The 23,720-nt window shown below is 53.5% G+C and carries 25 protein-coding genes and 1 tRNA gene; 14 read left to right on the plus strand and 12 right to left on the minus strand.

Annotation, left to right across the window (positions count from 1 at the left end; genetic code table 11):
• Nucleotides 1–7: 7 nt before the first annotated feature.
• From plsX to OH144_RS04085, 5 genes are all read right to left on the minus strand, one after another.
• The gene (gene plsX, locus OH144_RS04065; RefSeq protein WP_266205019.1) at nt 8–949 is read right to left on the minus strand and encodes a phosphate acyltransferase PlsX; all 942 of its coding nucleotides are present in this window, start codon (nt 947–949) and stop codon (nt 8–10) included.
• 52 nt (nt 950–1,001) lie between these two features.
• The gene (gene rpmF / locus OH144_RS04070) at nt 1,002–1,199 is read right to left on the minus strand and encodes a 50S ribosomal protein L32 (protein WP_073854612.1); all 198 of its coding nucleotides are present in this window, start codon (nt 1,197–1,199) and stop codon (nt 1,002–1,004) included.
• A 50-nt stretch (nt 1,200–1,249) separates the two neighbouring features.
• Nucleotides 1,250–1,795 (minus strand): YceD family protein, encoded by a 546-nt coding sequence (locus tag OH144_RS04075; protein WP_266205020.1) that lies wholly within the window; start codon nt 1,793–1,795, stop codon nt 1,250–1,252.
• Nucleotides 1,796–1,866: 71 nt separating this feature from the next.
• Nucleotides 1,867–2,889, minus strand: coding sequence for a 4-hydroxythreonine-4-phosphate dehydrogenase PdxA (gene pdxA / locus OH144_RS04080; RefSeq protein ID WP_266205021.1), 1,023 nt, complete (start codon nt 2,887–2,889; stop codon nt 1,867–1,869).
• Between the two features lie 6 nt (nt 2,890–2,895).
• On the minus strand, nt 2,896–4,329 hold the full coding sequence (locus OH144_RS04085) for a leucyl aminopeptidase family protein (protein ID WP_266205022.1): 1,434 nt from the start codon (nt 4,327–4,329) through the stop codon (nt 2,896–2,898).
• Between the two features lie 157 nt (nt 4,330–4,486).
• On the opposite strand from OH144_RS04085, the gene rsmA reads away from it, so the two are divergent.
• The 5 genes from rsmA (at nt 4,487) to OH144_RS04110 (ending at nt 8,980) form a co-directional block, all read left to right on the plus strand.
• Nucleotides 4,487–5,272 carry a 16S rRNA (adenine(1518)-N(6)/adenine(1519)-N(6))-dimethyltransferase RsmA gene (gene rsmA / locus OH144_RS04090; RefSeq protein WP_266205023.1) on the plus strand — a complete coding sequence of 262 codons (786 nt, stop codon included), beginning with the start codon at nt 4,487–4,489 and terminating at the stop codon, nt 5,270–5,272.
• 1 nt (nt 5,273) lies between these two features.
• Entirely contained in the window at nt 5,274–6,626 is a 1,353-nt protein-coding gene (gene mgtE / locus OH144_RS04095) for a magnesium transporter (protein WP_266205024.1), read from the plus strand.
• Between the two features lie 218 nt (nt 6,627–6,844).
• On the plus strand, nt 6,845–7,798 hold the full coding sequence (locus OH144_RS04100) for an NAD(P)-dependent oxidoreductase (protein ID WP_266205025.1): 954 nt from the start codon (nt 6,845–6,847) through the stop codon (nt 7,796–7,798).
• Nucleotides 7,799–8,101: 303 nt separating this feature from the next.
• A complete protein-coding gene (greA, locus tag OH144_RS04105) occupies nt 8,102–8,575 on the plus strand; it encodes a transcription elongation factor GreA (protein ID WP_266205026.1) in 474 nt (157 codons plus the stop codon).
• A 3-nt stretch (nt 8,576–8,578) separates the two neighbouring features.
• Nucleotides 8,579–8,980, plus strand: coding sequence for an HIT family protein (locus OH144_RS04110; RefSeq protein WP_266205027.1), 402 nt, complete (start codon nt 8,579–8,581; stop codon nt 8,978–8,980).
• Nucleotides 8,981–9,794: 814 nt separating this feature from the next.
• Here OH144_RS04110 and ruvC read toward each other — a convergent pair.
• The gene (gene ruvC, locus OH144_RS04115; protein WP_266205028.1) at nt 9,795–10,367 is read right to left on the minus strand and encodes a crossover junction endodeoxyribonuclease RuvC; all 573 of its coding nucleotides are present in this window, start codon (nt 10,365–10,367) and stop codon (nt 9,795–9,797) included.
• 24 nt (nt 10,368–10,391) lie between these two features.
• Here ruvC and OH144_RS04120 point away from each other — a divergent pair, with 24 nt between their 5' ends.
• From OH144_RS04120 to OH144_RS04160, 9 genes are all read left to right on the plus strand, one after another.
• The gene (locus tag OH144_RS04120) at nt 10,392–11,381 is read left to right on the plus strand and encodes a lysylphosphatidylglycerol synthase domain-containing protein (protein ID WP_266205029.1); all 990 of its coding nucleotides are present in this window, start codon (nt 10,392–10,394) and stop codon (nt 11,379–11,381) included.
• Nucleotides 11,378–12,532 (plus strand): glycosyltransferase, encoded by a 1,155-nt coding sequence (locus OH144_RS04125; RefSeq protein WP_266205030.1) that lies wholly within the window; start codon nt 11,378–11,380, stop codon nt 12,530–12,532. The genes OH144_RS04120 and OH144_RS04125 overlap by 4 nt, the downstream gene beginning before the upstream one ends.
• On the plus strand, nt 12,513–12,770 hold the full coding sequence (locus OH144_RS04130; RefSeq protein ID WP_266205031.1) for a helix-turn-helix domain-containing protein: 258 nt from the start codon (nt 12,513–12,515) through the stop codon (nt 12,768–12,770). Before OH144_RS04125 ends, OH144_RS04130 begins: the two co-directional genes overlap by 20 nt.
• A gap of 574 nt (nt 12,771–13,344) precedes the next feature.
• A complete protein-coding gene (locus tag OH144_RS04135; protein ID WP_266205032.1) occupies nt 13,345–14,568 on the plus strand; it encodes a PP2C family protein-serine/threonine phosphatase in 1,224 nt (407 codons plus the stop codon).
• 93 nt (nt 14,569–14,661) lie between these two features.
• Nucleotides 14,662–15,291, plus strand: a complete 630-nt coding sequence (locus OH144_RS04140) for a polysaccharide deacetylase family protein (RefSeq protein WP_266205033.1) — start codon at nt 14,662–14,664, stop codon at nt 15,289–15,291.
• Complete coding sequence (locus tag OH144_RS04145; protein ID WP_266205034.1) at nt 15,288–16,379, plus strand: glycosyltransferase; 1,092 nt, start codon at nt 15,288–15,290, stop codon at nt 16,377–16,379. Before OH144_RS04140 ends, OH144_RS04145 begins: the two co-directional genes overlap by 4 nt.
• 211 nt (nt 16,380–16,590) lie before the next feature.
• A complete protein-coding gene (locus tag OH144_RS04150) occupies nt 16,591–17,358 on the plus strand; it encodes a TatD family hydrolase (RefSeq protein WP_266206307.1) in 768 nt (255 codons plus the stop codon).
• Nucleotide 17,359: 1 nt separating this feature from the next.
• On the plus strand, nt 17,360–18,430 hold the full coding sequence (locus OH144_RS04155) for an asparaginase (RefSeq protein WP_266205035.1): 1,071 nt from the start codon (nt 17,360–17,362) through the stop codon (nt 18,428–18,430).
• 65 nt (nt 18,431–18,495) lie between these two features.
• A tRNA-Ser gene (locus OH144_RS04160) sits at nt 18,496–18,583 on the plus strand.
• A 232-nt stretch (nt 18,584–18,815) separates the two neighbouring features.
• On the opposite strand, the gene OH144_RS04165 is transcribed toward OH144_RS04160, so the two are convergent.
• The 6 genes from OH144_RS04165 to OH144_RS04190 all read right to left on the minus strand — a co-directional run bounded on the left by OH144_RS04165 (nt 18,816) and on the right by OH144_RS04190 (nt 23,140).
• On the minus strand, nt 18,816–19,703 hold the full coding sequence (locus OH144_RS04165) for a DUF5777 family beta-barrel protein (RefSeq protein ID WP_266205036.1): 888 nt from the start codon (nt 19,701–19,703) through the stop codon (nt 18,816–18,818).
• 2 nt (nt 19,704–19,705) lie between these two features.
• Nucleotides 19,706–20,272 carry a YceI family protein gene (locus OH144_RS04170; RefSeq protein ID WP_266205037.1) on the minus strand — a complete coding sequence of 189 codons (567 nt, stop codon included), beginning with the start codon at nt 20,270–20,272 and terminating at the stop codon, nt 19,706–19,708.
• 9 nt (nt 20,273–20,281) lie between these two features.
• The gene (locus OH144_RS04175) at nt 20,282–20,665 is read right to left on the minus strand and encodes a hypothetical protein (protein WP_266205038.1); all 384 of its coding nucleotides are present in this window, start codon (nt 20,663–20,665) and stop codon (nt 20,282–20,284) included.
• A gap of 85 nt (nt 20,666–20,750) precedes the next feature.
• The gene (locus OH144_RS04180) at nt 20,751–21,248 is read right to left on the minus strand and encodes a CHRD domain-containing protein (RefSeq protein WP_266205039.1); all 498 of its coding nucleotides are present in this window, start codon (nt 21,246–21,248) and stop codon (nt 20,751–20,753) included.
• Between the two features lie 106 nt (nt 21,249–21,354).
• Nucleotides 21,355–22,581 (minus strand): hypothetical protein, encoded by a 1,227-nt coding sequence (locus OH144_RS04185; protein ID WP_266205040.1) that lies wholly within the window; start codon nt 22,579–22,581, stop codon nt 21,355–21,357.
• Nucleotides 22,574–23,140, minus strand: coding sequence for an RNA polymerase sigma factor (locus tag OH144_RS04190; protein WP_266205041.1), 567 nt, complete (start codon nt 23,138–23,140; stop codon nt 22,574–22,576). Before OH144_RS04190 ends, OH144_RS04185 begins: the two co-directional genes overlap by 8 nt.
• Nucleotides 23,141–23,720: the final 580 nt, after the last annotated feature.

Genomic DNA, 23,720 nt, shown 5'->3' on the forward strand with positions numbered 1-23,720 from the left:
AGCTATGTTACTCGCCGTAGTGCTTCTTAAAGCGTTCCCAAACCTTAGTAGAAGCCATTTTCTGGGCCTGCAGCACCATATGCTTCACCGCTGTAGGGGTAGAAACACCATGCCCGATCACTACGTTTCCGTTCACACCCAGGATAGGGCTGCCGCCTTCTGCCTCGTAGTTAAACTTGTCGAAGAAAGGATCGCTGATGCCTTTCTGGTTCAGGATTTCGTAGAGCGACTCAGCCATTTTCAGGAGGATGTTGCCTGTGTAGCCATCGCACACAATTACATCGGCCTTGTCGTTAAAGAGATCGCGGCCCTCGATGTTACCGATAAAGTTGAGGTTGGGGTTGGCCTTCAGGCGCTGGTAAGCCGCCTGTATAACCGTTGTGCCCTTGCCTTCTTCCTCCCCGAGGTTCATCAAACCTACCTTGGGGTTCGGGATCTCGAGCACATACTTGGCGTAGATATAGCCCAGCATACCGAACTGCTCCAGCACCTCGGGCTTACAGTCCGCATTGGCGCCTACATCTAGCATGATGCCGTACCCTCCGCTCACTTTTGGAACAAGGTTGGCGATCGGAGGCCTCAGGATTCCCTCAATTGCTTTTACGCTGAACATGGACCCTACCAGCATGGCTCCGGTATTGCCGGCGCTGCAGAAAGCATCCGCTTTCTGCATTTTAAGCAGGCCGTACCCTACGGATATGCTGGAGTCGGTTTTCTGTGTCAGGGCCTTGGTGGGGTGTTCTCCCATCTCAATTACCTGGCTGGCGTTTACAACGGCTATGTTGTTGCCTGTGTAACCATATTCCTTGAGCAGACTGTGGACCACATCCTCCTTGCCAACAAGCAAAAGGGTTGTGCCTTCGTCTATCTCCTGAGCAGCCAAAATAGCACCCTTCACAATTGCTTCGGGTGCAAAATCACCGCCCATGGCGTCTAAAGCGATTCTCATCTAAAGGGGGTGTTAAAAATTATACAGTGCTAAAACTAAAGCAGACTAATGCTTACTGGGCGTTAGTTGTATAATTTTTGATAGCCAGTTTGCCTTTGTGGTACAGGTCGCCGTCTACCACGTAAGCATGGTGGAACAGGTGTGGCGTATCTGTAGTAGGGCAAATTGCAATGGCTTTTTCAGAGAGACCCTGATGTGTTCTTCTCTTATCTCTTCTGGTCTTCGAAATCTTACGTTTTGGATGTGCCATTTTTAGTTAATGATTTACTTGCGTTTATACTTTATACTTCTGAAATTCTTTTAGTTAAGGTTCCGAAGGGCGTCCCAGCGTGGGTCCGTGTCATCCTCGTCGTCCTCATCCTCGTCTGTGTCTGAATCGGCGCGGGAGCTATAGATCAGGATATCCCGATCGTCTTCTTCCTCATCCGCTTCTTCCTCCACAAAGCGTGGGTGCAGCTTCTTCATCGGCAGCGCCAGCCCGATATAATCGTACAGGTGCTGGGCAATGTTGATCGTCTGCGTGTTCGGCGTTATCTGCCACAGGTCATCAGCCAGCTCCGTGTTCTCGTCACCATACTTGATGCGGAACGTGGCCTGGATATCCAGCGGATGATCAAACTCCTCCAGGCTTCTGTCGCAGATCAGGCGCACGTGGCCTGTAATGTCGAAGTGGAAGGTAAGCAGCGACTCTGTCTTATCCAGCTCCACATCGGCCGTCAGGTTGCCGCCAAGTATGATCTCCTTCCCGAACTCCTCAAAAAAGTCGTCGTTCAGCTGAAACTCATACTTATGCTTCCTGTTACTAAGCTTGGCAATGCCGATTTCGTAATCTCTTAGCTTCTTCACACCAATCGACTCTTTATTGCAAGGTTGCAAAATTAGAATATAATTCTGATAAATAAAATACCCCGCACTAATTATACTACAGGATTTGCCTCCAGCTGGCGCTTGCGGATAATGTCGCAGGCAAGGAACAGCGCTTCGCGGAAAGAGGTTTCATTGGCAACGTGCTTTGCTGCAATGTCATAGGCGGTGCCGTGGTCGGGCGAGGTGCGCACAATGGGCAGGCCGGCCGTATAGTTTACCCCGCTCTCAAAGGCCAGCGTTTTAAACGGAATCAGTCCCTGGTCGTGGTACATGGCCAGCACGGCGTCTACCTGGCGGTACTGTTGCATGCCAAAGAAGCCATCGGCAGGGTAGGGGCCGAATACCAAATGGCCACGCTCTTTCATCTGCATAATCGTCGGGCGGATGATCTCCATATCCTCAGTGCCCAGCAGGCCCTGCTCGCCGGCGTGCGGGTTGAGGCCCAGCACGGCCACGCGCGGCTTGAGTATGCCGAAATCGTTGCGAAGCGAGTTCAGCAGTATGGTCAGCTTACGGATCAGCAGTTGCTCGGTGATTTTGCCGGGCACGTCCTTCACGGGCATATGCCCCGTAACGGTAGCCACGCGCAAGTCGCCGCTCACGAGCAGCATCAGGCTCTCGGGTGCATCAAAGTAAGAGGTCAGGAACTCCGTGTGGCCCGGAAACTTAAACTCCTCGGCCTGTATGTTGTCTTTATTAATAGGAGCCGTGACCAAGCCATCCAGCAATCCGCCCTTCAGATCCCGGGAGGCAGCCAGCAGCGAGTCCAGCGATGCCTTGCCCGACTCCGGGGTTGGCGTGCCGGGGTTCAGCTCCAGGTCGTGGTCCCAGCAGGTAATCAGGTTTACCTTACGGGGGGCTAGGGCCTGTGCCGAGTCCACCTGCTGGTAGTTGAAATGCTCCGAGTGCAGCGCCTTGCGTACGGTGTTCAGGACACCAGCAGAAGCGTATATCACCGGTGTGCAGTAGTTGAGGATGCGGTTGTCAGACAAGGTCTTCGCGATCACCTCCGGGCCAATGCCGTTGGTGTCGCCGATGCTGATGCCTAGTTTTATTTTATACTTGTTATCCATGTGTGGTTATCGTGCCAAAGCGCTAAGGTAGTTATAAACAAGGCGCACGCAGGTGCCTGTGCCCATTTTGCCGCGGTAGGAATCCTCGCTCTGCAGGTAAGCCGTGCCGGCAATGTCGAAGTGCACCCAAGTATAGCTGGTGAAAACTTCCAGGAACTTGCCCGCCGTAATGGCCCCGGCATCAGCCCCGCCCAGGTTCTTCAGGTCGGCCACGTCCGACTCGATCTGCTTTTTATACTCGTCCCACAGCGGAAACTCCACCAGGCGCTCATGTACCTCTTCACCGGCTTTTTTCAGCGCGTTCATTGTCTCTTCGCTCGCCGTGCCCATGGCCACAGAAGCCTCCTTGCCGATAGCACGCATAGCCGAGCCAGTCAGCGTCGCGAAATCAAGCACCAGCTCCGGGTTATACTTTTTGGCAAAGCTCAGGGCATCGGCCAATATAAGCCGCCCTTCGGCGTCGGTGTTCATCACCTCCACGGTCATGCCGTTGAACATCGTGATCACATCGCCGGGGGCCACAGCCTGTCCGCCGGGGCGGTTGTCGGTGGCGGGCACCAGGCCGATCACGTGCAGGGGCAGCTTGTTTTTAGCCACCGCGTAAAGTATACCGGCTACAGCGGCGGCTCCGGCCATGTCGGATTTCATAAAGTCCATGGAGTTCGGAGTTGGCTTCAGGCTCAGGCCGCCGGTATCGTACACCACGCCTTTGCCCACCAGCACGTAAGGCTTTGTGTTTTTGGCGTTTTGCGGCTTCCACTCCATAATAGTAAAGGTAGCAGGCTCCTCGCTGCCCTGGTTTACGGCCAACAGGCCACCCATCTTCAGCGACTGTAGCTGCAACTCGTCGAGCACCTCGGTCTTAAAGCCGGCTTCTTCTCCCAACTCCACCAACTGCTCGCTAAACTGCGTGGCCGACTGGTGGCTGTGCGGTTCGTTCACCAGGTCGCGGGTCTGCACTACAGCCTCCAGCACATGGGCCAGCTCCTGCACCTGCTGCTCCGTTACCTGCGCATCGGCCAGCGTTATACTTTGCAGCGGGCCAGGTTTGGTGTCTTTGGTTTTATGCTTAATATAAGTGTAGTTGCTCAGGTAAATGCCCTCGGCCAGGTATAGGCTGGCTCCGGTTCCGGTTTTATCCTGTAAGGTGATATGCTCTGCCTTATCCGATCTTAACTGCTTTAACAACGTGTGGCCGGCCTGGCGGATGGCTTCCTTGCGTAGGCTCTCCGTTTTTGCCTCGGGTGCCACCACCACGTACACGCGGTGCGTATAGCGGTTCAGGGAGATGAGTTTTGCTTCCTGCTCTGCCTGTTGCTGCACATACTGTTGCTCCTCGGGCTGCAGTTCGGGCAGCTGCGCCACCTCACCACCCTCCACAATCAGGGCCAGGTTGGTGTTTTTCGCGAAGCTTGTATCGTATTTAAGTTGTGTTGGCATCTGTCGTTCGTATCTTTGGTGCGCAATATAGCAAGTATAATACGTAATACGAAAAACGCCACCGCCGCGGCAGTTTCCGTAATCGCATACAATTTAAGTATAACGGTTTTGGGGCCAAAAGTATACTTTGCGCCCGTAAAACCCTAAGCAACATAACGTGAGCAACGTAAGACCTAAGAAGCACCTGGGCCAGCACTTCCTGGTAGACCAGAACATCGCGATAAAGATAGTGGAGCAACTCACGCTGCCCGGCGGCGTGCAGGATGTGCTGGAGATTGGCCCGGGCATGGGCGTGCTCACGCAGTACCTGTTGCAGCACAAAGAATACCGTACCACGGTGGTGGATATCGACCGGGAGTCGATCGCCTACCTGCAGCAGCACTTCCCGCAGCTCGGCGACCGCATCATCTCCGCCGACTTCCTGAAAACCGACCTGAGCACCCTGTTCCCGGGCAGGTTCGCCGTTATAGGCAACTTCCCCTACAACATATCGAGCCAGATATTCTTTAAAGTGCTGGAGCACCGCGACGTGGTGCCGGAGGTGGTGTGCATGATCCAGAAGGAGGTGGCTGAGCGGCTGGCCTCGCCGCCGGGCTCCAAAGCCTACGGCATCCTGAGCGTGCTGCTGCAGGCCTTCTATAAGATCAGCTACAAGTTTACGGTGAGCGAGCATGTGTTTAACCCGCCACCGAAAGTGAAATCGGCGGTCATAAGCCTGGTGCGCAATAACGTGGAAAGGCTGGCTTGCGACGAGAAGCTTTTCCACCAGGTGGTGAAATTAAGTTTTGGAACCCGCCGTAAGACGCTGCGTAACTCCCTCCGAAGTTATAACTTGCCGCCCGAAGTGCAGGCCCTGCCTGTTTTCGATAAGCGGGCCGAGCAGCTTTCGGTGCAGGATTTCGTGGAGCTGACACAACTGATAGAGCAGAACATAAAGCAATAGTATGCAGGTAGAGATCACACGTGAGTATATTGAGCAGGTAGAGGAAGCCATTGCACGCCAGGACCGGGAGTTTATCCTGAGTACCATGGACGAGATGCACCCTGCCGACATCATCACGGTGCTCTACGAACTGGATGCCAACGAGTCGCGCTACATCCTGGACCTGCTGCCACCGGAAATCGGCGCCGAGATTCTGAGCGACCTCGACGAAGACATTCGTAACGAGTTCCTCGACAAGTTCACCAGTGAGGAGATTGCCCGTTACGTCAACCTGATGCATTCCGATGACGCGGTGGATATCCTCAACGATCAGTCGGTGCAGACGCGGGAGGAGGTTATTGCTCATATAGATAATGACGAGCAGGCCGCCGCCATTCTGGACCTGCTGCACTACGAGGAGGACTGTGCCGGCGGTCTGATGGCCAAGGAACTGATCAAGGTAAACCTGAACTGGCGCGTGCGGCAGTGTATTGAGGAGGTGCGGCGGCAGGCGGAGCGAGTGGCGCGCATCTACACCGTGTACGTGGTGGACGACCGCGACAAGCTGCTGGGACGTGTCAGCGTGAAGCGGCTGCTCCTTTCCAAGGACGACACGCTCGTAAAGGATATCTACAGCGAGGATGTGATCTCCATTGAGTCGTACAAGGACGAGAGCGAAGTGGTGAGCGTGATGCAGCGCTACGACCTGGAAGCCATCCCTGTGGTAAACATCCAGGGCCGTCTGCTGGGCCGCATCACCATCGACGACGTGGTGGACGTGATGCAGGAGCAGGCCGAACTCAGCCGCCAGCTCATGACCGGTATAACCGAAAGCGTGGAGGAGGACGACAGCGTGCTGCGTATCTCCCGTGCCCGCCTGCCCTGGCTCATCATTGGCATGGTGGGTGGTTTGCTGGCGGCGCATTTCATGGGTTTCTACGAAGATGATATCGCCCTGCTGCCCGCCATCGCCTTGTTTGTGCCGCTCATTACGGCCACGGGCGGAAACGTGGGCATACAGTCCTCGTCCATCATCATCCAGACGCTCTCCTCCAACGAGGTGATTTTCGATAACATTGCCCAACGTATGCTAAAGGTGTTTCTGGTGGCCCTGCTTAACGCGCTCATCATTTCCATCCTTGTATTTTCAGCCACTTACCTGTTTAAGAGCGATATAAGGCTAGCCGTGGTGGTGTCGGTAGCGCTGTTCTCGGTGGTGATGCTGGCCTCTCTAATGGGCACCATCACTCCGATGATTCTCGATAAGTTTGGCATCAACCCCGCCGTGGCCGCCGGCCCCTTCATCACCACCGCCAACGACCTGCTGGGCCTGACCATTTACTTTGGTATAGCGCATGTGCTGTATAATCTGTAAAGGCGGTACTGGCTTTTTTGCTTAGTTTCTTCCTAAATTGGGAGTTCTAAGTCTACAGCCGCTAGAGGCGTAGCCAGGTTTAAGTATAAAATGGGCAGAAAAAGTATATAGATGTTCGCCTGCCGGATGTCTTACCTTTCCTGCAGCTGGCGGCGGAATCTATACTGGCTGCATCCTTAGAATTAAACAAATACACTGATCCCCAACCTCAACTAACCGTGCCAACGAAACGCTACACTTCCACCGTACTTATTATCGACGAAATCCACCCGAGCATTTTTCCGATGCTGGAAAGTATAGGCGTGGAGGCCAATTACCGACCCGATATTAAGCCGGAGGAGGTGCGGGAGGCGCTGCAGGGCTTTGAGGGGCTGGTGGTGCGGAGCAAAATGCGCATCACGGCACAGACGCTGGAACTGGCTGTTAAGCTAAAATACGTGGCAAGGGCAGGGGCTGGCGTGGACAACATAGACCAGCAGGCGCTGCAGGAGCGGGGAATTTCCCTACTTGCCGCCAACGAGGGCAACAGCCAGGCCGTGGGCGAGTTTGCAGTGGGTATACTTGTGTCGCTGCTGCGCAATATCTCGCGCAGCCACAGCCAGGTGCAGCAGAAAGTGTGGCTGCGCGAAGAAAACCGCGGCGAGGAGATCTTCGGTAAAACGGTGGGCATCATCGGGTTTGGGAATATGGGGCAAAGTTTCGCGCGCACGCTCGCTGGCTTCGGTTGCCGCCTGCTGGCCTACGACCGCTTCGCCCCCGAAAAGATCAGCGGGCCGGTGGCGCGCGTGTCGCTGGAGGAGATTCAGGCGGAGGCCGATATCGTGAGCCTGCACATTCCGTTCATACCCGAAAACCTGTCTTTTGCCGACGATGCCTTCTTCCGTGGGTTTAGGAAACCGGTCTGGTTTCTGAACACCTCTCGCGGCGATGTAGTGGACCAGCAGGCGCTGGTGCACCACCTCAAGTCCGGAAGTATAAAAGGGGCAGCCCTGGATGTGCTGGAAAACGAGAAACTGCAGGCACTTACGGAGCAACAGCAGCAGGATTTTGACTACCTGGCCTCCGCGCCGAATGTTATTCTGACCCCACACATTGCCGGCTGGACGCACGAATCCTACGTAAAAATAAATGAGGTGTTGGTGCAGAAAGTGCAGCAACTGCTGCTGGGGTAGCCCTTCCTTATTATGCCTGATCCGACGATGGAGGAGGTACAGGTGCGGACTTAGCACAGGAAAAATTTTAAGCGGGATATCATAAATATTTTTATCTTTGCTTTACATGCGCTGTGGGGGAGGAGCTCTCCGGCGATCAGAAAAGCAAAAAGTCAGGCTTATGCTAAACGGGGTGGTAGCTTAATTTTACCTGCCGCCTCACTGGAAAAGAATAGATAATTTTACATATTTGGCAAAAAGAACGGTTATGCAGGCCATAACCGTTCTTTTTGTTTTTGTGTTTTAAAACGTGAAAACCTAATTATGAGCAAGATCAATTATTACACTGCTGAAGGGCTGCAAAAGCTGAAAGACGAGTTAGCAGAGCTCAAGACAAAAGGCCGCTCCGAGGTGGCCCGTCAACTGGCCGAGGCACGCGATAAGGGTGACCTGAGCGAGAACGCGGAATATGATGCAGCCAAAGACGCCCAGGGGCACCTGGAGCTGAAGATCGCCAAAATGGAGGAGATCGTGGGCAACGCACGCCTCATCGACGAATCAAACCTGGATGCTAGCAAGGCGCTGATCCTCTCTAAGGTGAAGATCAAGAACCTGAAGAACAACATGGTCGTTAATTATACTTTGGTAGCCGAGGAGGAGGCCGACCTGGCAGCAGGAAAGATCTCCGTAAAGTCGCCGATCGGCAAGGGCCTGCTGGGCAAATCCGTAGGCGATGTAGCCGAGATCACGGTGCCAGCCGGAAAAATCAAGTTTGAAATATTAGAAATAAGCCGCTAAGCTATGGAAGCTTCGATATTCACTAAGATCGTAAACGGAGAGATACCGGCCTACAAGGTGGCCGAGGACGACCGCTACCTGGCCTTTCTGGATGTATTCCCGACCGCCAAGGGCCATACCCTGGTAATACCGAAGCAGCAGATTGACTATATCTTTGACCTGGACGATGAGCTATACCTGGGCCTGATGGCCTTCGCTAAGAAGGTGGCGGCGGCCGTTGAGAAGGTGGTGCCCTGCAAGCGCATAGGCGTGGCCGTGGTAGGTATAGAAGTTCCGCACGCGCACGTTCACCTCATCCCGCTCAACAGCATGCAGGACATGAATTTCGCCAATAAGAAGCAGTTCAGAAAAGAGGAGTTCGAAGAAGTAGCCGAAAAAATACGAAGCGCCTACAATGCTTCTTAAACAACATCTGGAGAAAGAAATTTGGGAGAGCCGGTGCTGCAGAAGTACCGGCTCTTTTGTTTTTGTCTTTTTATTGCTGTTCAGATGTCTTGGTTAGAGTTATGCAGTGGCGATTCCAACCACCCCTGCCCCTCCTTGACCCAGGAGGGGAGCCTGTCACTGCTTCTACTAAAGTATAAGTTTCATTGTCGCTGGTATCGCGCGGACAGGTCGCGACCTGTCCCTACAAGTATAAACCCACCCCAAGCCCCTCCAAGGAGGGGAATCACACTTGCTATAATTTTCTGTCATCTCGAGCAGGGCGAGAGTTCTATCCGGAATTCTATAGAGATCTCTCCCATAGGTCTAGATGACAAATAGCCGTGGCTATCGAACTGATATCCAGTCCTTGGGTTGAGCGCCTTCTATTGATGCGGTGCTGAGCTTGCTCAGCAGCCCGGAGCGGAGCGAGGAGCAGCTTCAATAGACAGCGCGATGCCAAAGGACGAGCCCTCTCGGGCTTGAGAGCAGAAAGTATAGAAGCAACTGTAGGCTTATTAGTCTGGAGGATCAGCAGCAGTTAGAAAGAATAGCTTGCCTCCAGCTGCACAAAGCAGTGGCTAGTAGAGGCACAAACGGACGCTTGCGTCAGTAGGCTATAGGAGCAGCAAGTATAAATCAACAAGTATAGAAGTATAAAGTATAGCTCAAGTATAGTACACAGCCGAAGTATAAGGATGGCTCTGCAAGCCAGCCGATTGCAAACCCGCGCCAGCAATTGAGGACGCAAGTCTGAAGACTTGCGCCAGAAAAAGCACTAAAGAAAGCATAAACTTTACTTCCCCGCCAGCCTATCCGGGTTATCCGCCAAAAAGCTCTTCCACGACTTGCCGCCCTGCTTGGCATTATTGCCTTTCTGGTAATGGTGGCAGAGCGCCACGCCCAGCGCATCGGTGGCGTCGAGCAATTTCGGCACCTCCTGGATCTTGAGGATCTGCATCAGCATCGCCGCTACCTGCTCCTTGGAAGCGTTACCATTACCGGTGATAGATTGCTTGATCTTCTTGGGCGCATACTCCACGTAAGGGATGTCGCGGGAGAGGGCGGCGGCGATGGCTACGCCCTGCGCGCGGCCCAGCTTGAGCATACTTTGCACGTTGGTGCCGTAGAAAGGCGACTCGATGGCCAGCTCGTCGGGGAGGTACTCGTCGATGAGCTGTATCATCCGGTCAAAAATTTTCTTTAACTTGATGGCGTGGTTACTGTAGCTTTTCAGGTGGATAACGCCGAACTGCAGCACCTGCACCTTAGCGCCAGTCACTTCGATCAGGCCGTAGCCCATTACTTGTGTGCCGGGGTCAATGCCTAGGATGAGTTTATGGGGTGGTAGTGCAGTAGAGTAAGCCATAGGGCGCAAAATTAAGACATTATCTTGAACATCAAGCCGCATAAAAAATTCCTTTTGGTACTGGCAAAGGTGCTGGTGGTGGGGCTAACGCTGTTCCTGCTCTACCAGGCTATCTTTACGGCGCCCGATACATTCCTGAGCTGGGGCGGGATGTTGAGCAAAGCGCTGCAGAGCCCGCTGCGCTTCCTGGTTATACTGACAGCTATCCTCATCCCCATAAATTGGGGCTTTGAGGCGCGAAAGTGGCAGTTGCTGGGGCAAAAACTGGAACCCATCTCGTACTGGCGCGCCTATCGCGCCGTGATGGTAGGGCTCACGCTGGGTTTCATCACCCCCAACCGCCTCGGCGATTATGCCGGCCGGGTGCTGGAGCTGAAGAGCCGGCAGCGGCTGGAGGCGATCGGGGCCATCTTCATCGGCAGGTTCTGTCAACTGGTGGCCACGGTGCTGGCCGGTTCGGTGGGGCTGTTCTACTTTATACTTGCCTTTGGCTGGCAGCAGTACCCGGGCGTGTCGCTGAGCGTTTTTACATTGCTGCTAGGGCTGAGTGCCGCCATGTTGCTGCTGCTCTATAACGCCAGGGCCATGGTGGCCGTGGTGGCTGCCATCCGGCCGCTGCGCAAGTTCGTACCATACCTATCAGTTATGGGAAGTTATACTTCCGGAGAGATGTCGCGGCTGCTCTGGCTCTCGCTGGGGCGCTATGCAGTGTTCCTGGTGCAGTTCATACTGCTGCTCCTGCTTTTTGAGGTGCGCCTTAGCCCGCTGCAGTACGTGAGCGGCGTGTCGGGCACGTTCTTCCTCAAATCGGTGGTGCCCTCGGTTAGCCTTATCTCTGATTTGGGGGTGCGGGAGCTGTCGGCCATGTACCTGTTCGGGCTGTTGGGGCAAGAGCGCCTGCAGGTGCTCAGCGCCAGCCTCAGCCTGTGGCTGCTCAACATTGCAGTGCCTAGCGTGGTAGGTTTATACTTTGTGCTGCGGATGCGTTTGGCGCGGAAAGGAGTGGTGGCATGACGTGGCTGCTCCTGCTCCTGCTCTCGCTGCTCTGGTATAGTTGGATTATTCTGAGCCGCTGGCTGGCCTGGAAGCAGCTACCTGCCACTACTGCTCCTGCTGCTTTTCAACCCTCCACCCGCCTTACCGTTATCATTCCTGTGCGTAACGAGGCTGAGAATATCCTATACTTGCTGCAGGACCTGGATCGCCAGCATTACCCCAAGGAACTGCTGGAGGTGCTGGTGGTGGACGACCACTCCGATGATGAAACGCCTGCCCTGGTAGAGCAGTTTATGCTCGGTTCCAGGACTTCTGTAAGGTGTATTCAGTTGGGGAATTATGTAAAGTACAGCGGCAAGAAAGCAGCCGTGCAGGTGGGGGTGGAGCAGGCGCAGGGCGAGCTGTTGCTGTTTACTGACGGCGACTGCCGGGTGGGACCGGAGTGGCTGCGCAGCTATTCTTATCTCTACAAAACAGAGCGGCCATATTTTATCAGCGGACCGGTTAGTTTCCATCACACCCATACCCCTTTTGAGAGGATGCAACTGGTGGAGTTCTCCAGCCTGATCGGAATAGGGGGTGCCTCCATTGCGATGGGCCACCCAAACATGTGCAACGGCGCGAACCTGGCCTACCGCAAGGATGTTTTTAAGGAGGTGGGCGGTTTTGCAGGCAATGAAGCCGTAGCCAGCGGCGACGATGAATTCCTGCTGCACAAGGTGCACCAAGCCTTTCCGGGGCGGGTAAAGTTCCTGAGGAGTGCTGAAGCGATAGTTTATACTACGGCACGTAAATCACTGATTTCTTTCATACAGCAGCGGGTTCGGTGGGCCAGCAAATGGAAGTCTTACCAAAGCTTGCAGGTGCAGCTGGTGGCGCTATGTGTTTTCCTGGTAAACCTGCTACTTTTCCTGGCTATACCGCTGGCACTGTGGGGCAGCATGCCGGTCTGGGTCTTTTTATCGGCGTATCTTACCAAATTTGCTGTTGATTTCTTATTTTTAAGAGAGATAACAGATTTCCTGCAGGCGCGCCGCTACCTCTGGTACATACTGCCCCTGCAGTTGGTATACATCCCATATGTGCTTGTTACAGCTGTTTTAGGCCTCTGGGGCCGCTACAACTGGAAAGGCCGAACCATCAGAACCTATGACCAACAACGAGTTTGACATTCTGGACGAGCTATACTTCGTTACTTCTTTCCCTGACCTGAAGAGTACTCTTTCTTTAACAGATTCAGAGCTTTGCGCTGCTTTACAGGTACTTATCCAGAAAGGGTACGTCAAGATCTTTTATCCTGACCCGGACACTGAGCATGCGTACGACGAGGCCACCTTCGGCAGGCATTGCCGGGACTACTTTTTCCTGGCCACCAAGGCTGGGCTGGTCGTGCATAACTCTATCTGATCTTCGGAATCCCAAAGCTATAATCTGTTATAGAGTAAAAGGCTGGAACGTAGTTGCAGCAAACGTGAAGTCCGTTCTCGAGAATTAACAGGTTTCGGGTTAGAGTGGGGTATTAGGTACAATGCCTAAAATGCCTGATAGGTAACGTGCTATGGTTTGGGTGGTGCTGGAACTAGCTTGGGGAGTATAATTCAGGTGGTGAAGGTGTACCTGCAACCGGGGCTGAAATGGCCAGGCAAGGAACAGAAAAAAATAAAAAGCGGAAGCCATTCAGGTACTGAGAGTTTAGATACGTAAAGCAATATTTCAGCATCTGCAGCCCAACAAGAGGGGCATGCACCTCGTTATTGGCACAGGCTGGCAGCATTTTGGTGCACTTGGCTCGGCAACTTTAATACGCATAGAGTAGCATGTGGCTTGCCAAATTACCTTTAAAAGAGAGTAGAGAGGTTTTACGTGAACAGCTGCTAAAGCTGACCATTTTTTTATATGTTTACCGTGCATTAGCATCTGCTTCATCCTTATGATTACAGAAAATTTAGTGGATGCGTACGATTTAAAATTCTGATATTGAATGTCTGATATATCCGTACCGAATCCACAGCAGGAACTTAATTTGAAAAAGCTGGAGTTGACGGCGCTGCTTGAGATCACGCAGGCCATCAACGCCAACCTGCCGGAGGCTTCGCTGTACAAAATATACCGCTTTACCCTGCTGGCTCAGTTAAAGATTGCCCGCCTTACACTGTTTGTGCACGACGAGAACTGGCAGTGCAGGATATGTGCCGGCACCGAGCAAGACTTTACCAAAGCGCAGCTGCCGGAGGAGGTACTGCAGTTGAAGGAGATCACGAAAGTGTCGAAACTGCCGGTAGAGAAGAAGTGGCGCTGCTTTGATATCGTGATCCCGATTTTGCACAATGGCAAGGTGCTGGCCTTTGTGATGGTTGGTAAGATTGATAAATACTCCAGCAGCTTGGATGCCCTCAATTTCATTCAGACGATCAGTAACATCATGCTTGTGGCCATCGAGAACCTTCGCATGGCACGCCAGCGCCTGGCCCAGGAATCCATTCGCCGCGAGATAGAGATCGCCCGCGAGGTGCAGTCTATGCTGTTCCCCAAAAGCCTGCCCAATGATAGGGACGTGACCATACATGCCAGCTACATTCCGCACTCTTCCATTGGCGGCGACTACTACGATTTCATAGAGATAGATGCTGACCAGTTCCTGTTCTGCGTGGCGGATGTGTCGGGTAAGGGCGTGCCGGCCTCGCTGCTGATGTCGAACTTCCAGGCAGGTTTGCGCACCATCCTGCGCCAGACTTCAGACCTGAACACTGTAGTGTCGGAGCTGAACCACCTGATCTACCGCAACGCGATCGCAGAGAAGTTTATCACCACCTTTGTGGCCCTCTATAACCGCCGCACCCGCGAACTAAGCTATGTGAATGCCGGCCATAACGCGCCCATACTCCTGTATGAGAATAACACGCACACGCTCCTGAACGATGGCTGCACCATGCTGGGCGTGTTTGATGTGCTGCCGTTCATGAACGTGGGTAAGGTGCACGTGCCGGAGAAATCCATCGTGCTGGCTTACACGGATGGCCTGACGGAGGTTTTCGATGAGGACGAGGCGGAGTTTGGGGTGGAGGGTACGATAGACTTTCTTATCCGCCACCGCTACCTGAGTTCCAAGATGCTGCACCTGCAGCTGCTCCGCGAAATAAACCTCTACAACGAGGAGGCCAACTTCAACGACGACATCACCCTGCTCTCCTGCCGGTTTAAGTAATTAATTGCTAATTGTTGGTTGCTGATTGTTTTAATCACTACCACTTTTTACAAGTTTTACCAAACAATCGACAATTAACAACTAACAATTAAATTGCTCCGCCTCTACAAAACGCCCTGGTTGCTGAAGAAGCTGTTGCCCCGCTACACCTGGCACCGCGAGGTGCAGGGCAAGGTGCTTTTCCTTACGTTTGATGACGGTCCGATTCCGGAGATAACCCCGTGGGTGCTGGAGCAACTGGAAAAGTATGGGGCAAAGGCTACCTTCTTTTGCGTGGGCGATAATGTGGCAAAGCACCCGGAGGTGGCGCGGCAGGCGCTGGCACAGGGGCATAAGCTGGCAAACCATACCTTTAACCACCTGAAAGGCTGGCAGACACCATTGCAGCAGTATGTGCAGAACACCGAAGCCTGCCAGCAGGAACTGGAGAAGCTGCAACCCGAAACTGAAAGTCTTTTCCGTCCGCCTTACGGGCGCATTACCGGAAGGCAGGCGCAGCAGCTGCGCGGCAAGTATGAACTGGTGATGTGGGACGTGCTCACCAACGATTACGACCAGCGCCTTGCGCCGGAGGAATGCCTGCGACAAAGTATAAAAAGTACCCGGAGCGGCAGCATCATCGTATTCCACGATAGCCTGAAGGCCCAACGTAATCTGATGCATGCCCTGCCGCGCTACCTGGACCATTTCACGAAGCTGGGCTATACTTTCGAGACCCTATGATCGTATCGGTAGCCTATTTTATACTTTACTTCTCCCTTTTCCTGGTGCTGCTGGCCCTGTTGGTGTTCAACCGCAGGCGCTATACTGTAAAGCTGCGGGAGCAGCCGCGCATCAGCATCCTGATCGCCGCCCGAAACGAGGAGCACACCATCCTGCGCTGCCTGCACGCCATCGAGGCGCTGGATTACCCCAAAGATAAGATAGAGGTGCTGATCGGAGATGACGCCTCCACGGACAAGACCCGTGCTGTCATTGATAACTTTATCCAGGGCAAGCCGCAGTATACCTGCATCACCATCACCCAGACCTTAGGGAAGGCCAGAGGCAAGGCTAACGTGCTGGCCCATCTCGCCAAAATCGCCACCACAAACTATTTTTTCTACACTGATGCCGATATTGCCGTGCCCAGGGAGTGGGTGCAGGCCATGCTCTCGGAGATGCAGGAAGGAGTGGGCGTGGTGACAGGCATTACCTCTATAGAGGGCAACAGTTTTTTCGCCCGGCTGCAGGCCATGGACTGGCTGTATGCGCTCGGCCTGATGCAGGTGGTGTCGGATTTGGGGCTGCGGGTAACGACCATGGGCAACAACATGCTGCTGCGCCGGCAGGCTTACGAAGAGGTGGGAGGCTATGAAAGTATAAATTTCTCTATCACGGAGGATATCGCCATTTTTAACGAGGTGCTCAGGCGCGGCTGGGGCTTTCGGAACATCTACAGCCCCCATGTGCTGGCGCTCTCCACACCGGCGCCCACGTTTACGGCCTACCTGCAACAGCGTCGCCGCTGGATGCGGGGCTCCATGCACCTGCCCTGGTACATGGCTATCATTTTTATACTTCATTCGGCCTACTATCCGGTGCTGCTGCCGTTCTTTGCCTATACTTCGGTAGGCGTGATGCTGGCTATTTTTACCTTTAAACTGCTGCTGCAGAGCCTCTACCTGCACCTCTGCCTCCGCCGCCTTGGCCGCAGCGTCCGCTGGTACCTCTACTTTTTCTTCGAACTGTACCTGGTTATTTCCTCCGTCATCCTCATTATTTACTTCTTCCTGCCGCTCAAGACCAGGTGGAAGGGGAGAAAGTATTAGAAGTTAGAGAGTTAGAGAGTTGAGGAGTTAGAAAGTATAAATTCCCTTCCATAACGGGCTGGGGTGGCTTAATAATGTAACCATTCAACCATTTAACAATGCAGCCATCCAAAAGCCATAAAATCCCTAACTTGCAGCCTAGTGTTTGACTTATACTTCAAGCCGTAGTCGTGATACCTGATACGAGCTACGTGATACGTATTAAAAGATGATGAATTTAGTTGATTCGCACGCACATATTTATTCTGAGAAATTCGATGCCGACAGGGCCAAGGCTATGGAGCGGGCGCAGGAGCAAGGGGTGAGCAAAGTATACATGCCCAACATCGACCACACTTCCATAGACGCCATGCTGGAGGCCGAGGAGAAGTATAAAGGCGCCTGCCTTCCGATGATGGGCCTGCACCCCACCTCGGTAGACAAGGATTTTGAGCGGGAGCTATACCTGGTGGAGGAGTGGCTGGGCAAGCGCCCCTTTGCGGCAGTAGGGGAGTGCGGCATCGACCTGTACTGGGACAAAACCTTTCTGCCGCAACAGCAGGAGGCCCTGAAGGTACAGGTAGAGCTGGCCAGAAAGTATAAACTGCCCATCGTGCTGCACACCCGCGACTCCTTTAACGAAACCTACGAGATCATCGCTGCTGCCCAGGATGGCAGCCTGAAAGGTATTTTCCATTGCTTTAGCGGCACCGTGGAGGAGGCGGAGAAGGTGAAGGAGCTGGGCTTTCTGATGGGCATAGGCGGGGTGGCTACCTTTAAGAACGGCGGCCTGGACAAGGTGCTGCCGTATGTGCAGCTCGAGGACCTGGTGCTGGAAACCGATTGCCCCTACCTGGCGCCCACGCCGCACCGCGGCAAGCGCAACGAGCCCGTTTACCTGCCCCTCATTGCCCAGCGTGTGGCTGAACTGATGCAGAGACCGGTAGAGGAGGTGGCGGAGAAAACCACGGCCAATGCCCTCAACCTCTTCAAGCTATAGTATGCAGGTTGTAAAAGTAGACATCGACACTGCCGCGCCGCTGCATCCGGAGGCCTCCATCCTTATTATCTACACCGGCGGCACCGTAGGGATGGTGTTTGATGAGAAGGAGCAGCACCTGGTGCCGTTCAACTTCTCGCAGATCACAGAGCACGTGCCGGAGCTGCGGCAGTTTAACTACCTGCTCACGGTGCTAAGTATAGAACCTGCCATCGACTCCTCCAACGTGTCGGTGCAGGACTGGCTGATGCTGGCCCGGCTGATCGAGGAGAACTACGAGAAGTATGACGGCTTTGTGGTGCTGCACGGCACGGATACGATGGCCTACTCCGCCTCAGCGATGAGTTACCTGCTGGAGAACCTGCAGAAGTCGGTGATCTTTACCGGCGCCCAGGTACCCATTGGCCGCATCCGCACCGATGCGCGCGAAAACCTGATCACCGCCCTGCAGATTGCCGCCACCAAAGAGCAGGGTAGAAGCGTGGTGCCGGAGGTGTGCATTTACTTCCGTAACCTGCTGCTGCGCGGCAACCGCTCCAAGAAAGTAGAGAGCAGCCATTTCGATGCCTTCAAATCCGACAACTACCCGCCCCTGGCTGAGACGGGCATTGAACTGGATTTTAGTTTCGAGAGCATACTGCCGTACCCGCAGCAGCCATTCAGGGTGCATCATGCCTTAAACGATAAAGTGGCCATTCTCAAGTTGTTCCCGGGCATTACGGCGCATGTAGTGCAAAGTATACTTCAGGCGCCGGGGCTGCAGGGGCTGGTGCTGGAGACCTTCGGCTCTGGAAACGCGCCGACGGTGCCGTGGTTTTTGGAACTGCTGCAGGAGGCCATAGGCCGGGGTATACTTATCCTGAACGTATCGCAGTGCGATGAGGGGCGGGTAGACCAGGGCCGTTACGAAACGAGCAAGTACCTGCTGAACATGGGGGTGATTGGCGGGGCCGATATTACCACCGAGGCGGCCATCTCTAAGCTGATGTATGTGCTGGCACACGAGGAACTTAGCCACCAGGAGCGTGAGCGACTGCTGCAGCAGAACCTTCGCGGCGAGATAAGTCTTTAAAAGTATAAAAAACTATACTTGCAGATGTGCTTCCTGTTAGCGTATATTTGCAACTCGATAAACAAAGAGAGCTGTCCGAGTGGTCGAAGGAGCACGCCTGGAAAGTGTGTATACCCCAAAAGGGTATCAAGGGTTCGAATCCCTTGCTCTCTGCCGGTAGCGATACCAAAATTTGCTAAAAGCCTGTGAATCAGCGATTTGCAGGCTTTTTTGCTTCTAATATCCTGTCCTGTGACAGACCCGGAGTCTGTGTTGTTTTGGGCCGCTGGATAGCGAGCCCCGCAGGTGGAGGAGATTTTTTCTGGTCCTGGTGCCGGATAGGAAGCCTCGGTACAGGAGCTTCCATGGGATTCGGAAACGTAGCCCTCTGTGCGTGTTGATCTTATCACCATTCCTCGCCCCCCTTTAAATCGAATGTGCGCGAGATATTGAAACCGAAGTAGATGTCTCCTTTCGACCAGTAGCCTGTGTTCTGTGGCACAAAAAACTTCTCGACCATGCCTTGCGCATTGGTGAAGATCAGTTGGAATACATGCCCACCCGTCTCAATATCAAATCCCAGGGAAAGGGTGTTCCTGAAGTCTTCGCGCGTCTGGTCGGAGAGCAGGTAATAATACTCTGCATTGAAGGAGGTGCGTTTGGTGAGTTTAAAACGTCCGCCGCCTCCTAGTGCATAGACGTCGTTTTCGTCCTGGCGTGCTGGCACCAGGTTGCGGTGCACCAGGGTAGGGGATAGCTGCAAGGACAGCCGCTCCGTGAACTTGCGGGCAATCAGCAACTGGTGCGTGTAGGTAAACCGGTGTTCCAGATCAAGGCTTTCTTCCTCATCCGGCCACTTAAGAGACCGGATAGCGGTACTGGTAAAGAGCGTAAGTGTTACCGGCATGCCCCGTTTTGTTTGCTGCTGCAGTAGCTTGTATTTCAGAAAGCCGTCGAACGTTTTTTCAAGCGAGCTTCTCCCGATGCCCACATTCAGGCGATCGGTCAGGCCATACTCCAGGCCAAGGCGTAAGGTGGCCTGATCGAGGCCAAAGAACTCATAGGCGCCACTGTTCAGGGTGCCAAAGCGGTGGGAGATCAAAAAGAGCAGGACGCCTTCGCCGTTCGTCTCCACCGAGTGGCCGTTCACCAGCCGCGTTGCTTTGAAGCTACCACTCACAGCTTCGGAGGCGGCGCTGTCAGTGGCTTCTGCCAGTTTCAGTAGCTCGTCCTGTGCCTGCGCAAAAGTCAGGGGCAGACAAACCAGCACCAGAAGAAAACTTAGTTTTACCATAGCTAAAGGCTGTTTTCGGTGAATGGCTCATACACTACGTCCACTGTGATGTCGATTTGCCTGGCGATGTTGTTTCGCACCAGCCGGGGGATCTTAATGCCGAACTCCTGTGGGGTAACGGTGAAAGTGGATTTGCCAAGCAGCCGCCCCGCTCTTACTTCCAGTATCCCGACGGTATCTATGGATTTGTCCTGCCCATGTATGTGGAGCACGCCTTTCACCCGCACTTCATAGGCTGCATCCCTTTCCAGGTCAACTGCCTGGATGTTAGTTACCTTCCCCTTGAAGGTAGCTTTCGGGTACTTATCGGATTCCACATAGTTTTCATTGAAGTGTGTTTGCATCAGGGACTTCCGGAACTCAAACTCCTTCATCGGCACTGAGAAGACCATATCCCCGGTGCCTACATCCAGTATTGACACCACCTTTCTGTTATGTGCTTCAATGTCTTCCAGGGGAGCATCGGAAAAGAACCAAATGTGGCCGGTCCTGGTAAAGAATCGCTCTTGCGCCAGAACGTCGGCGCTGCTAAGTAAGAGTATTGCAAGGAGTAGGGTAAGTTGTCTCATGATCAGAAGTTAGTTGTTAGGGGCACCTGCGTCTACCCATTTCCGGATCTTCTCAATGTCACAGTCAGAGAGTTTAGCAGCTCCCTGTGGCATGGGCGGGAACCCGGGGGCATGCGTGATAACCCCCACCAGGTGCCCGTGGCCGGCCTCTTCCTTCACTCCGTTGTAATTGTCGAGTACCACACCTCCCTCTGCTATACCTGCTGCATGGCAACTGTAGCAGTTTGTTGCCAGTATGGGCACTACCGTACCGGAAAAGGTAATGGCGGTGGTATCACACTGGAGCTGATGGTCCGGCTGCGGGGCCAGGTCCTCTTCGTTGTCGTTGGTACAGGCAGCGGCTACCGGAAGCAGCAGGCCCAGTAAGTGGCAAATGATGTTTGTGCGTCGCATACATGCTTCTTGTTAGCTACCGAATAAGTAAAGTATAGCTGCCCGGCTGTGTGTGAGCATTACAGCCAGGCAGCAGGTTAGTGAGCTATTGTATGATCTGCGCTCGGATCTCTCCATCAGGAAACTCGGCACTGTGTATGTTCAGGAACCAGTTGCCGGCCAGGAGGTCTGCCTCCTGTTCCGTTGTCAGGGCTGAGGTAGATCCTGAGAGGGGACTTTCGAAAGGATTGGAGCCTGAATAAGGATTTGAGCCAGGGTTTATCGGAATAACGATAGGCCCGGCCATACCTGGCGCCCCCTTATGGAAGTGCATGGCGGTGGGGGTTATGCCCTCAAAGGTGATGGTATAGGACAGCCTCTTTGTATCCTTATTGTATTGGCCTTTGAAGGTGCCTGTTGCCTCTGAACTGTTTGGCGGCACCTCCTGTGCTCCGCTGAGGGTAACCTCGCGTAGCATCACGACTTCATCTACCGGAGTGGGCATGTCGCCGTCATCATCGTCATCGTTGCAGCTACTCAGCCCAAGCACCAGGCTTAGCAGCATTGTGCTCAGTATTCCAAAGGATATGCGGTACGTTTTCATAATACTAGAATTAAGGTAAGAAAAGAAAAAAGTCATAGGGTTCTTCCTAACACAGCGGGTGTGCTGTGTTATACAGGTGGTATGTGTGCTTCCGGAAGCGGGTGATTTACTTGCTCAAAGTATAACCTGCCATAATAAATATGCCTGCGCTCGTCAGCTTTAACCGGCCCGCGCCAATGTTCGACAGGGGGATCTTCACGAAGGGCTCAGCACCAACGGAGAAAGCGGGAGATAGCCTGCGCGTGTACCCGACAGACAGGTTCTGAACCCCAAGCCAGTGCTTGTTCTCGTTCGCAACCTCCCAGGTCTTGCTGTAAGGTTTTTGCCCGGCGTGCTGGTAAGTATAAGTATACTTTTCCTCCAGCATAAGGTAACTGGAAACGCCAGCCTGCACAGAAAGTATGTTTTTACCCCGCTTCAGGAGATGGTATTGCAGGTTCAGGGGGATATCCAGTACCTGGCATTTCGCCTCAATGCCATCTGGCAGCGGCTTGTTATCCCAGAAGCCCGGGTAAGGTTCATACTCTCTTGCCTCTGTACTGTAGATCTTTTTGGCACCTACTGCCCCGGTTACCAGGCTGAGGCGTTCGGTTAGCGGCACGCTTACTAATAAGCCGGCGTTCATACTGACCGCGTCTGCGTTCCTGAACCTGACGGTTGTTATGTCCGGAGCCAGCACGAGGGCCAGGCTAATTCCTTTCAGGAACACCGGCTCCTTTTGGCTTTGGCTTGATTCGCTGCTATCAGCTACTTTCGGTTGCACGGCTTGCTTTAAAGCCGTTTGCGTTGCTGTGTCAGGCAAAAGCGCCTCAGGGCTTACCACAGTAACGGCTGCGGCTTCCATGGTTGTCGTTATACTTGCTGTGCTCTGCTTTAGCTCTATCGGGATCATTTCCAGCGGCTTTACAGGCACCACATCCCGTTTTGTTGGTGTTTTATGGTCACCCTCCGCGGGAGCTACAATACCGGGGCCTGTGCGCTTCTCCTGTTGCTGTGTCGCCCCCACTGGAGGCCCCGGTAAAGTAGCAACCTCTCCGTTTCTGGTTTTAGCTTGTAGCTGTGTCCCGGCGGCTTCTGTTGCCTGCGCTGCGGCAAGACTTTCAGTTTTTGGCTTTTCTGCTGTTGAGGTAGCGGGTTTATCTGATAGTTGCCAAATCAACACCATGCTTCCCAGCAATGCCAGCAGCAAGGGCAGAAAGCGCCTTCCGTCGGACCATCCCCCGTGCCTGCCATCCAGTTTGCGGTCCATAGCTCTCCAGGCCTCTGGATCGAAGGGTGGATCATACCTTTCGGCTGATTTTCGGAACAGATCGTCAAGTTCTTCGTCAGACATATTGCTTAAACTCTTCTATCCTACTTTTCTTTAGCGCTTCCCGGAGGTTTGCCCTCGCCTTGGCAAGGTTCGACTTCGAGGTGCCAACGGCAATGCCCAGTATCACGGCAATCTCCTCGTGTGTGTAGCCATCAATCACGTAGAGGTTAAACACGGCGCGGTATCCTGGAGATAGCTTTTGCACGAGTGAGATCAGGTATTCGTAGTTGATCTGCTGCACTACATCATAAGGGTCTGATGTGGGTGCTGCCGCTTCAAGGTCCTGGAGGTGGTAATTCTTCAGATTGTGCCGGTAGTTATCCAGTGCGGTATTGATCATGATCCGGCGCAGCCACCATTTAAAGGGCTTTTGCGGATCGTACTGCTTTAGCCGGGTGAACACTTTCATGAAACCATCGTTGAGCACTTCCTTTGCTTCTTCCATGTTCTTAGAGTAGCGGGCGCAAACACTCATAGCATAGCCGAAGAAATGCTTGTACAGCTTTCTCTGAGCCTCACGGTCCTCTTTGAGGCAGCCCTGAAGCAACGTCTCCAACCCTTTGCTTTCTGTTACGCTCACTATTCCAGAGTTTGCGCTCCCATCACGGAGCTTTTCCAAGAATGGTTGCCTTGGCTAAAAGAAATATTTTATACTTTGTTTACGTGTTTTGAGGGGGTTCCAGGTCAACTAAATGGGCTGCCTTGCCAGGCTGGGAGGGCACGGTATCATCTGGGGTGCAGGCGATTTCCGGCCCCGTGAGGCAGAGTGAGAGATTGAATCACGAGTGGACTGAAAACGAGCCACAGCCTTGGTAAACGGTGCCGGAGAGAGAAAAGTCGAATGCCAGTACGGGGCAGGGGCAGTTCCTAAACTACAACAACGACTGAAGGCTCCAAGTCAGAGTGTCAGGCTGCAGGGGCTGGCTTCTAGAGAGCAGGATTTAAGGTTACGTTCCGAACTTGACGCGAGCGTATAGAGGTTAACTGTTCACCCGATCCGGAGCGAAAGGTATACTTATTAACCAAGGATTCTTTTTAAGAAAACTTTCCTAATTCACATCTCTGCTAAGCAACTTCCAGCGCTAATTACTATATTCCACAGCAAAACGAACTTTCATTCCAGATACTTAAGGTCAACGGCATGTCAAAGATACTAGATA

Source organism: Pontibacter kalidii (assembly GCF_026278245.1).
In the GTDB taxonomy this organism is placed as follows: domain Bacteria; phylum Bacteroidota; class Bacteroidia; order Cytophagales; family Hymenobacteraceae; genus Pontibacter; species Pontibacter kalidii.

Excerpts from the sequence above, each read along its gene's own strand:
- OH144_RS04130 (WP_266205031.1), top strand. The coding sequence starts at position 12,513 with ATGACCAACAACGAGTTTGACATTCTGGACGAGCTATACTTCGTTACT.
- OH144_RS04185 (WP_266205040.1), bottom strand. The coding sequence starts at position 22,581 with ATGTCTGACGAAGAACTTGACGATCTGTTCCGAAAATCAGCCGAAAGG.
- OH144_RS04165 (WP_266205036.1), bottom strand. The coding sequence starts at position 19,703 with ATGGTAAAACTAAGTTTTCTTCTGGTGCTGGTTTGTCTGCCCCTGACT.
- OH144_RS04155 (WP_266205035.1), top strand. The coding sequence starts at position 17,360 with ATGCAGGTTGTAAAAGTAGACATCGACACTGCCGCGCCGCTGCATCCG.
- OH144_RS04110 (WP_266205027.1), top strand. The coding sequence starts at position 8,579 with ATGGAAGCTTCGATATTCACTAAGATCGTAAACGGAGAGATACCGGCC.
- OH144_RS04125 (WP_266205030.1), top strand. The coding sequence starts at position 11,378 with ATGACGTGGCTGCTCCTGCTCCTGCTCTCGCTGCTCTGGTATAGTTGG.
- OH144_RS04145 (WP_266205034.1), top strand. The coding sequence starts at position 15,288 with ATGATCGTATCGGTAGCCTATTTTATACTTTACTTCTCCCTTTTCCTG.
- rpmF (WP_073854612.1), bottom strand. The coding sequence starts at position 1,199 with ATGGCACATCCAAAACGTAAGATTTCGAAGACCAGAAGAGATAAGAGA.
- greA (WP_266205026.1), top strand. The coding sequence starts at position 8,102 with ATGAGCAAGATCAATTATTACACTGCTGAAGGGCTGCAAAAGCTGAAA.
- plsX (WP_266205019.1), bottom strand. The coding sequence starts at position 949 with ATGAGAATCGCTTTAGACGCCATGGGCGGTGATTTTGCACCCGAAGCA.
- OH144_RS04180 (WP_266205039.1), bottom strand. The coding sequence starts at position 21,248 with ATGAAAACGTACCGCATATCCTTTGGAATACTGAGCACAATGCTGCTA.
- mgtE (WP_266205024.1), top strand. The coding sequence starts at position 5,274 with ATGCAGGTAGAGATCACACGTGAGTATATTGAGCAGGTAGAGGAAGCC.
- OH144_RS04085 (WP_266205022.1), bottom strand. The coding sequence starts at position 4,329 with ATGCCAACACAACTTAAATACGATACAAGCTTCGCGAAAAACACCAAC.
- pdxA (WP_266205021.1), bottom strand. The coding sequence starts at position 2,889 with ATGGATAACAAGTATAAAATAAAACTAGGCATCAGCATCGGCGACACC.
- OH144_RS04135 (WP_266205032.1), top strand. The coding sequence starts at position 13,345 with ATGTCTGATATATCCGTACCGAATCCACAGCAGGAACTTAATTTGAAA.
- OH144_RS04150 (WP_266206307.1), top strand. The coding sequence starts at position 16,591 with ATGAATTTAGTTGATTCGCACGCACATATTTATTCTGAGAAATTCGAT.
- OH144_RS04170 (WP_266205037.1), bottom strand. The coding sequence starts at position 20,272 with ATGAGACAACTTACCCTACTCCTTGCAATACTCTTACTTAGCAGCGCC.
- OH144_RS04175 (WP_266205038.1), bottom strand. The coding sequence starts at position 20,665 with ATGCGACGCACAAACATCATTTGCCACTTACTGGGCCTGCTGCTTCCG.
- ruvC (WP_266205028.1), bottom strand. The coding sequence starts at position 10,367 with ATGGCTTACTCTACTGCACTACCACCCCATAAACTCATCCTAGGCATT.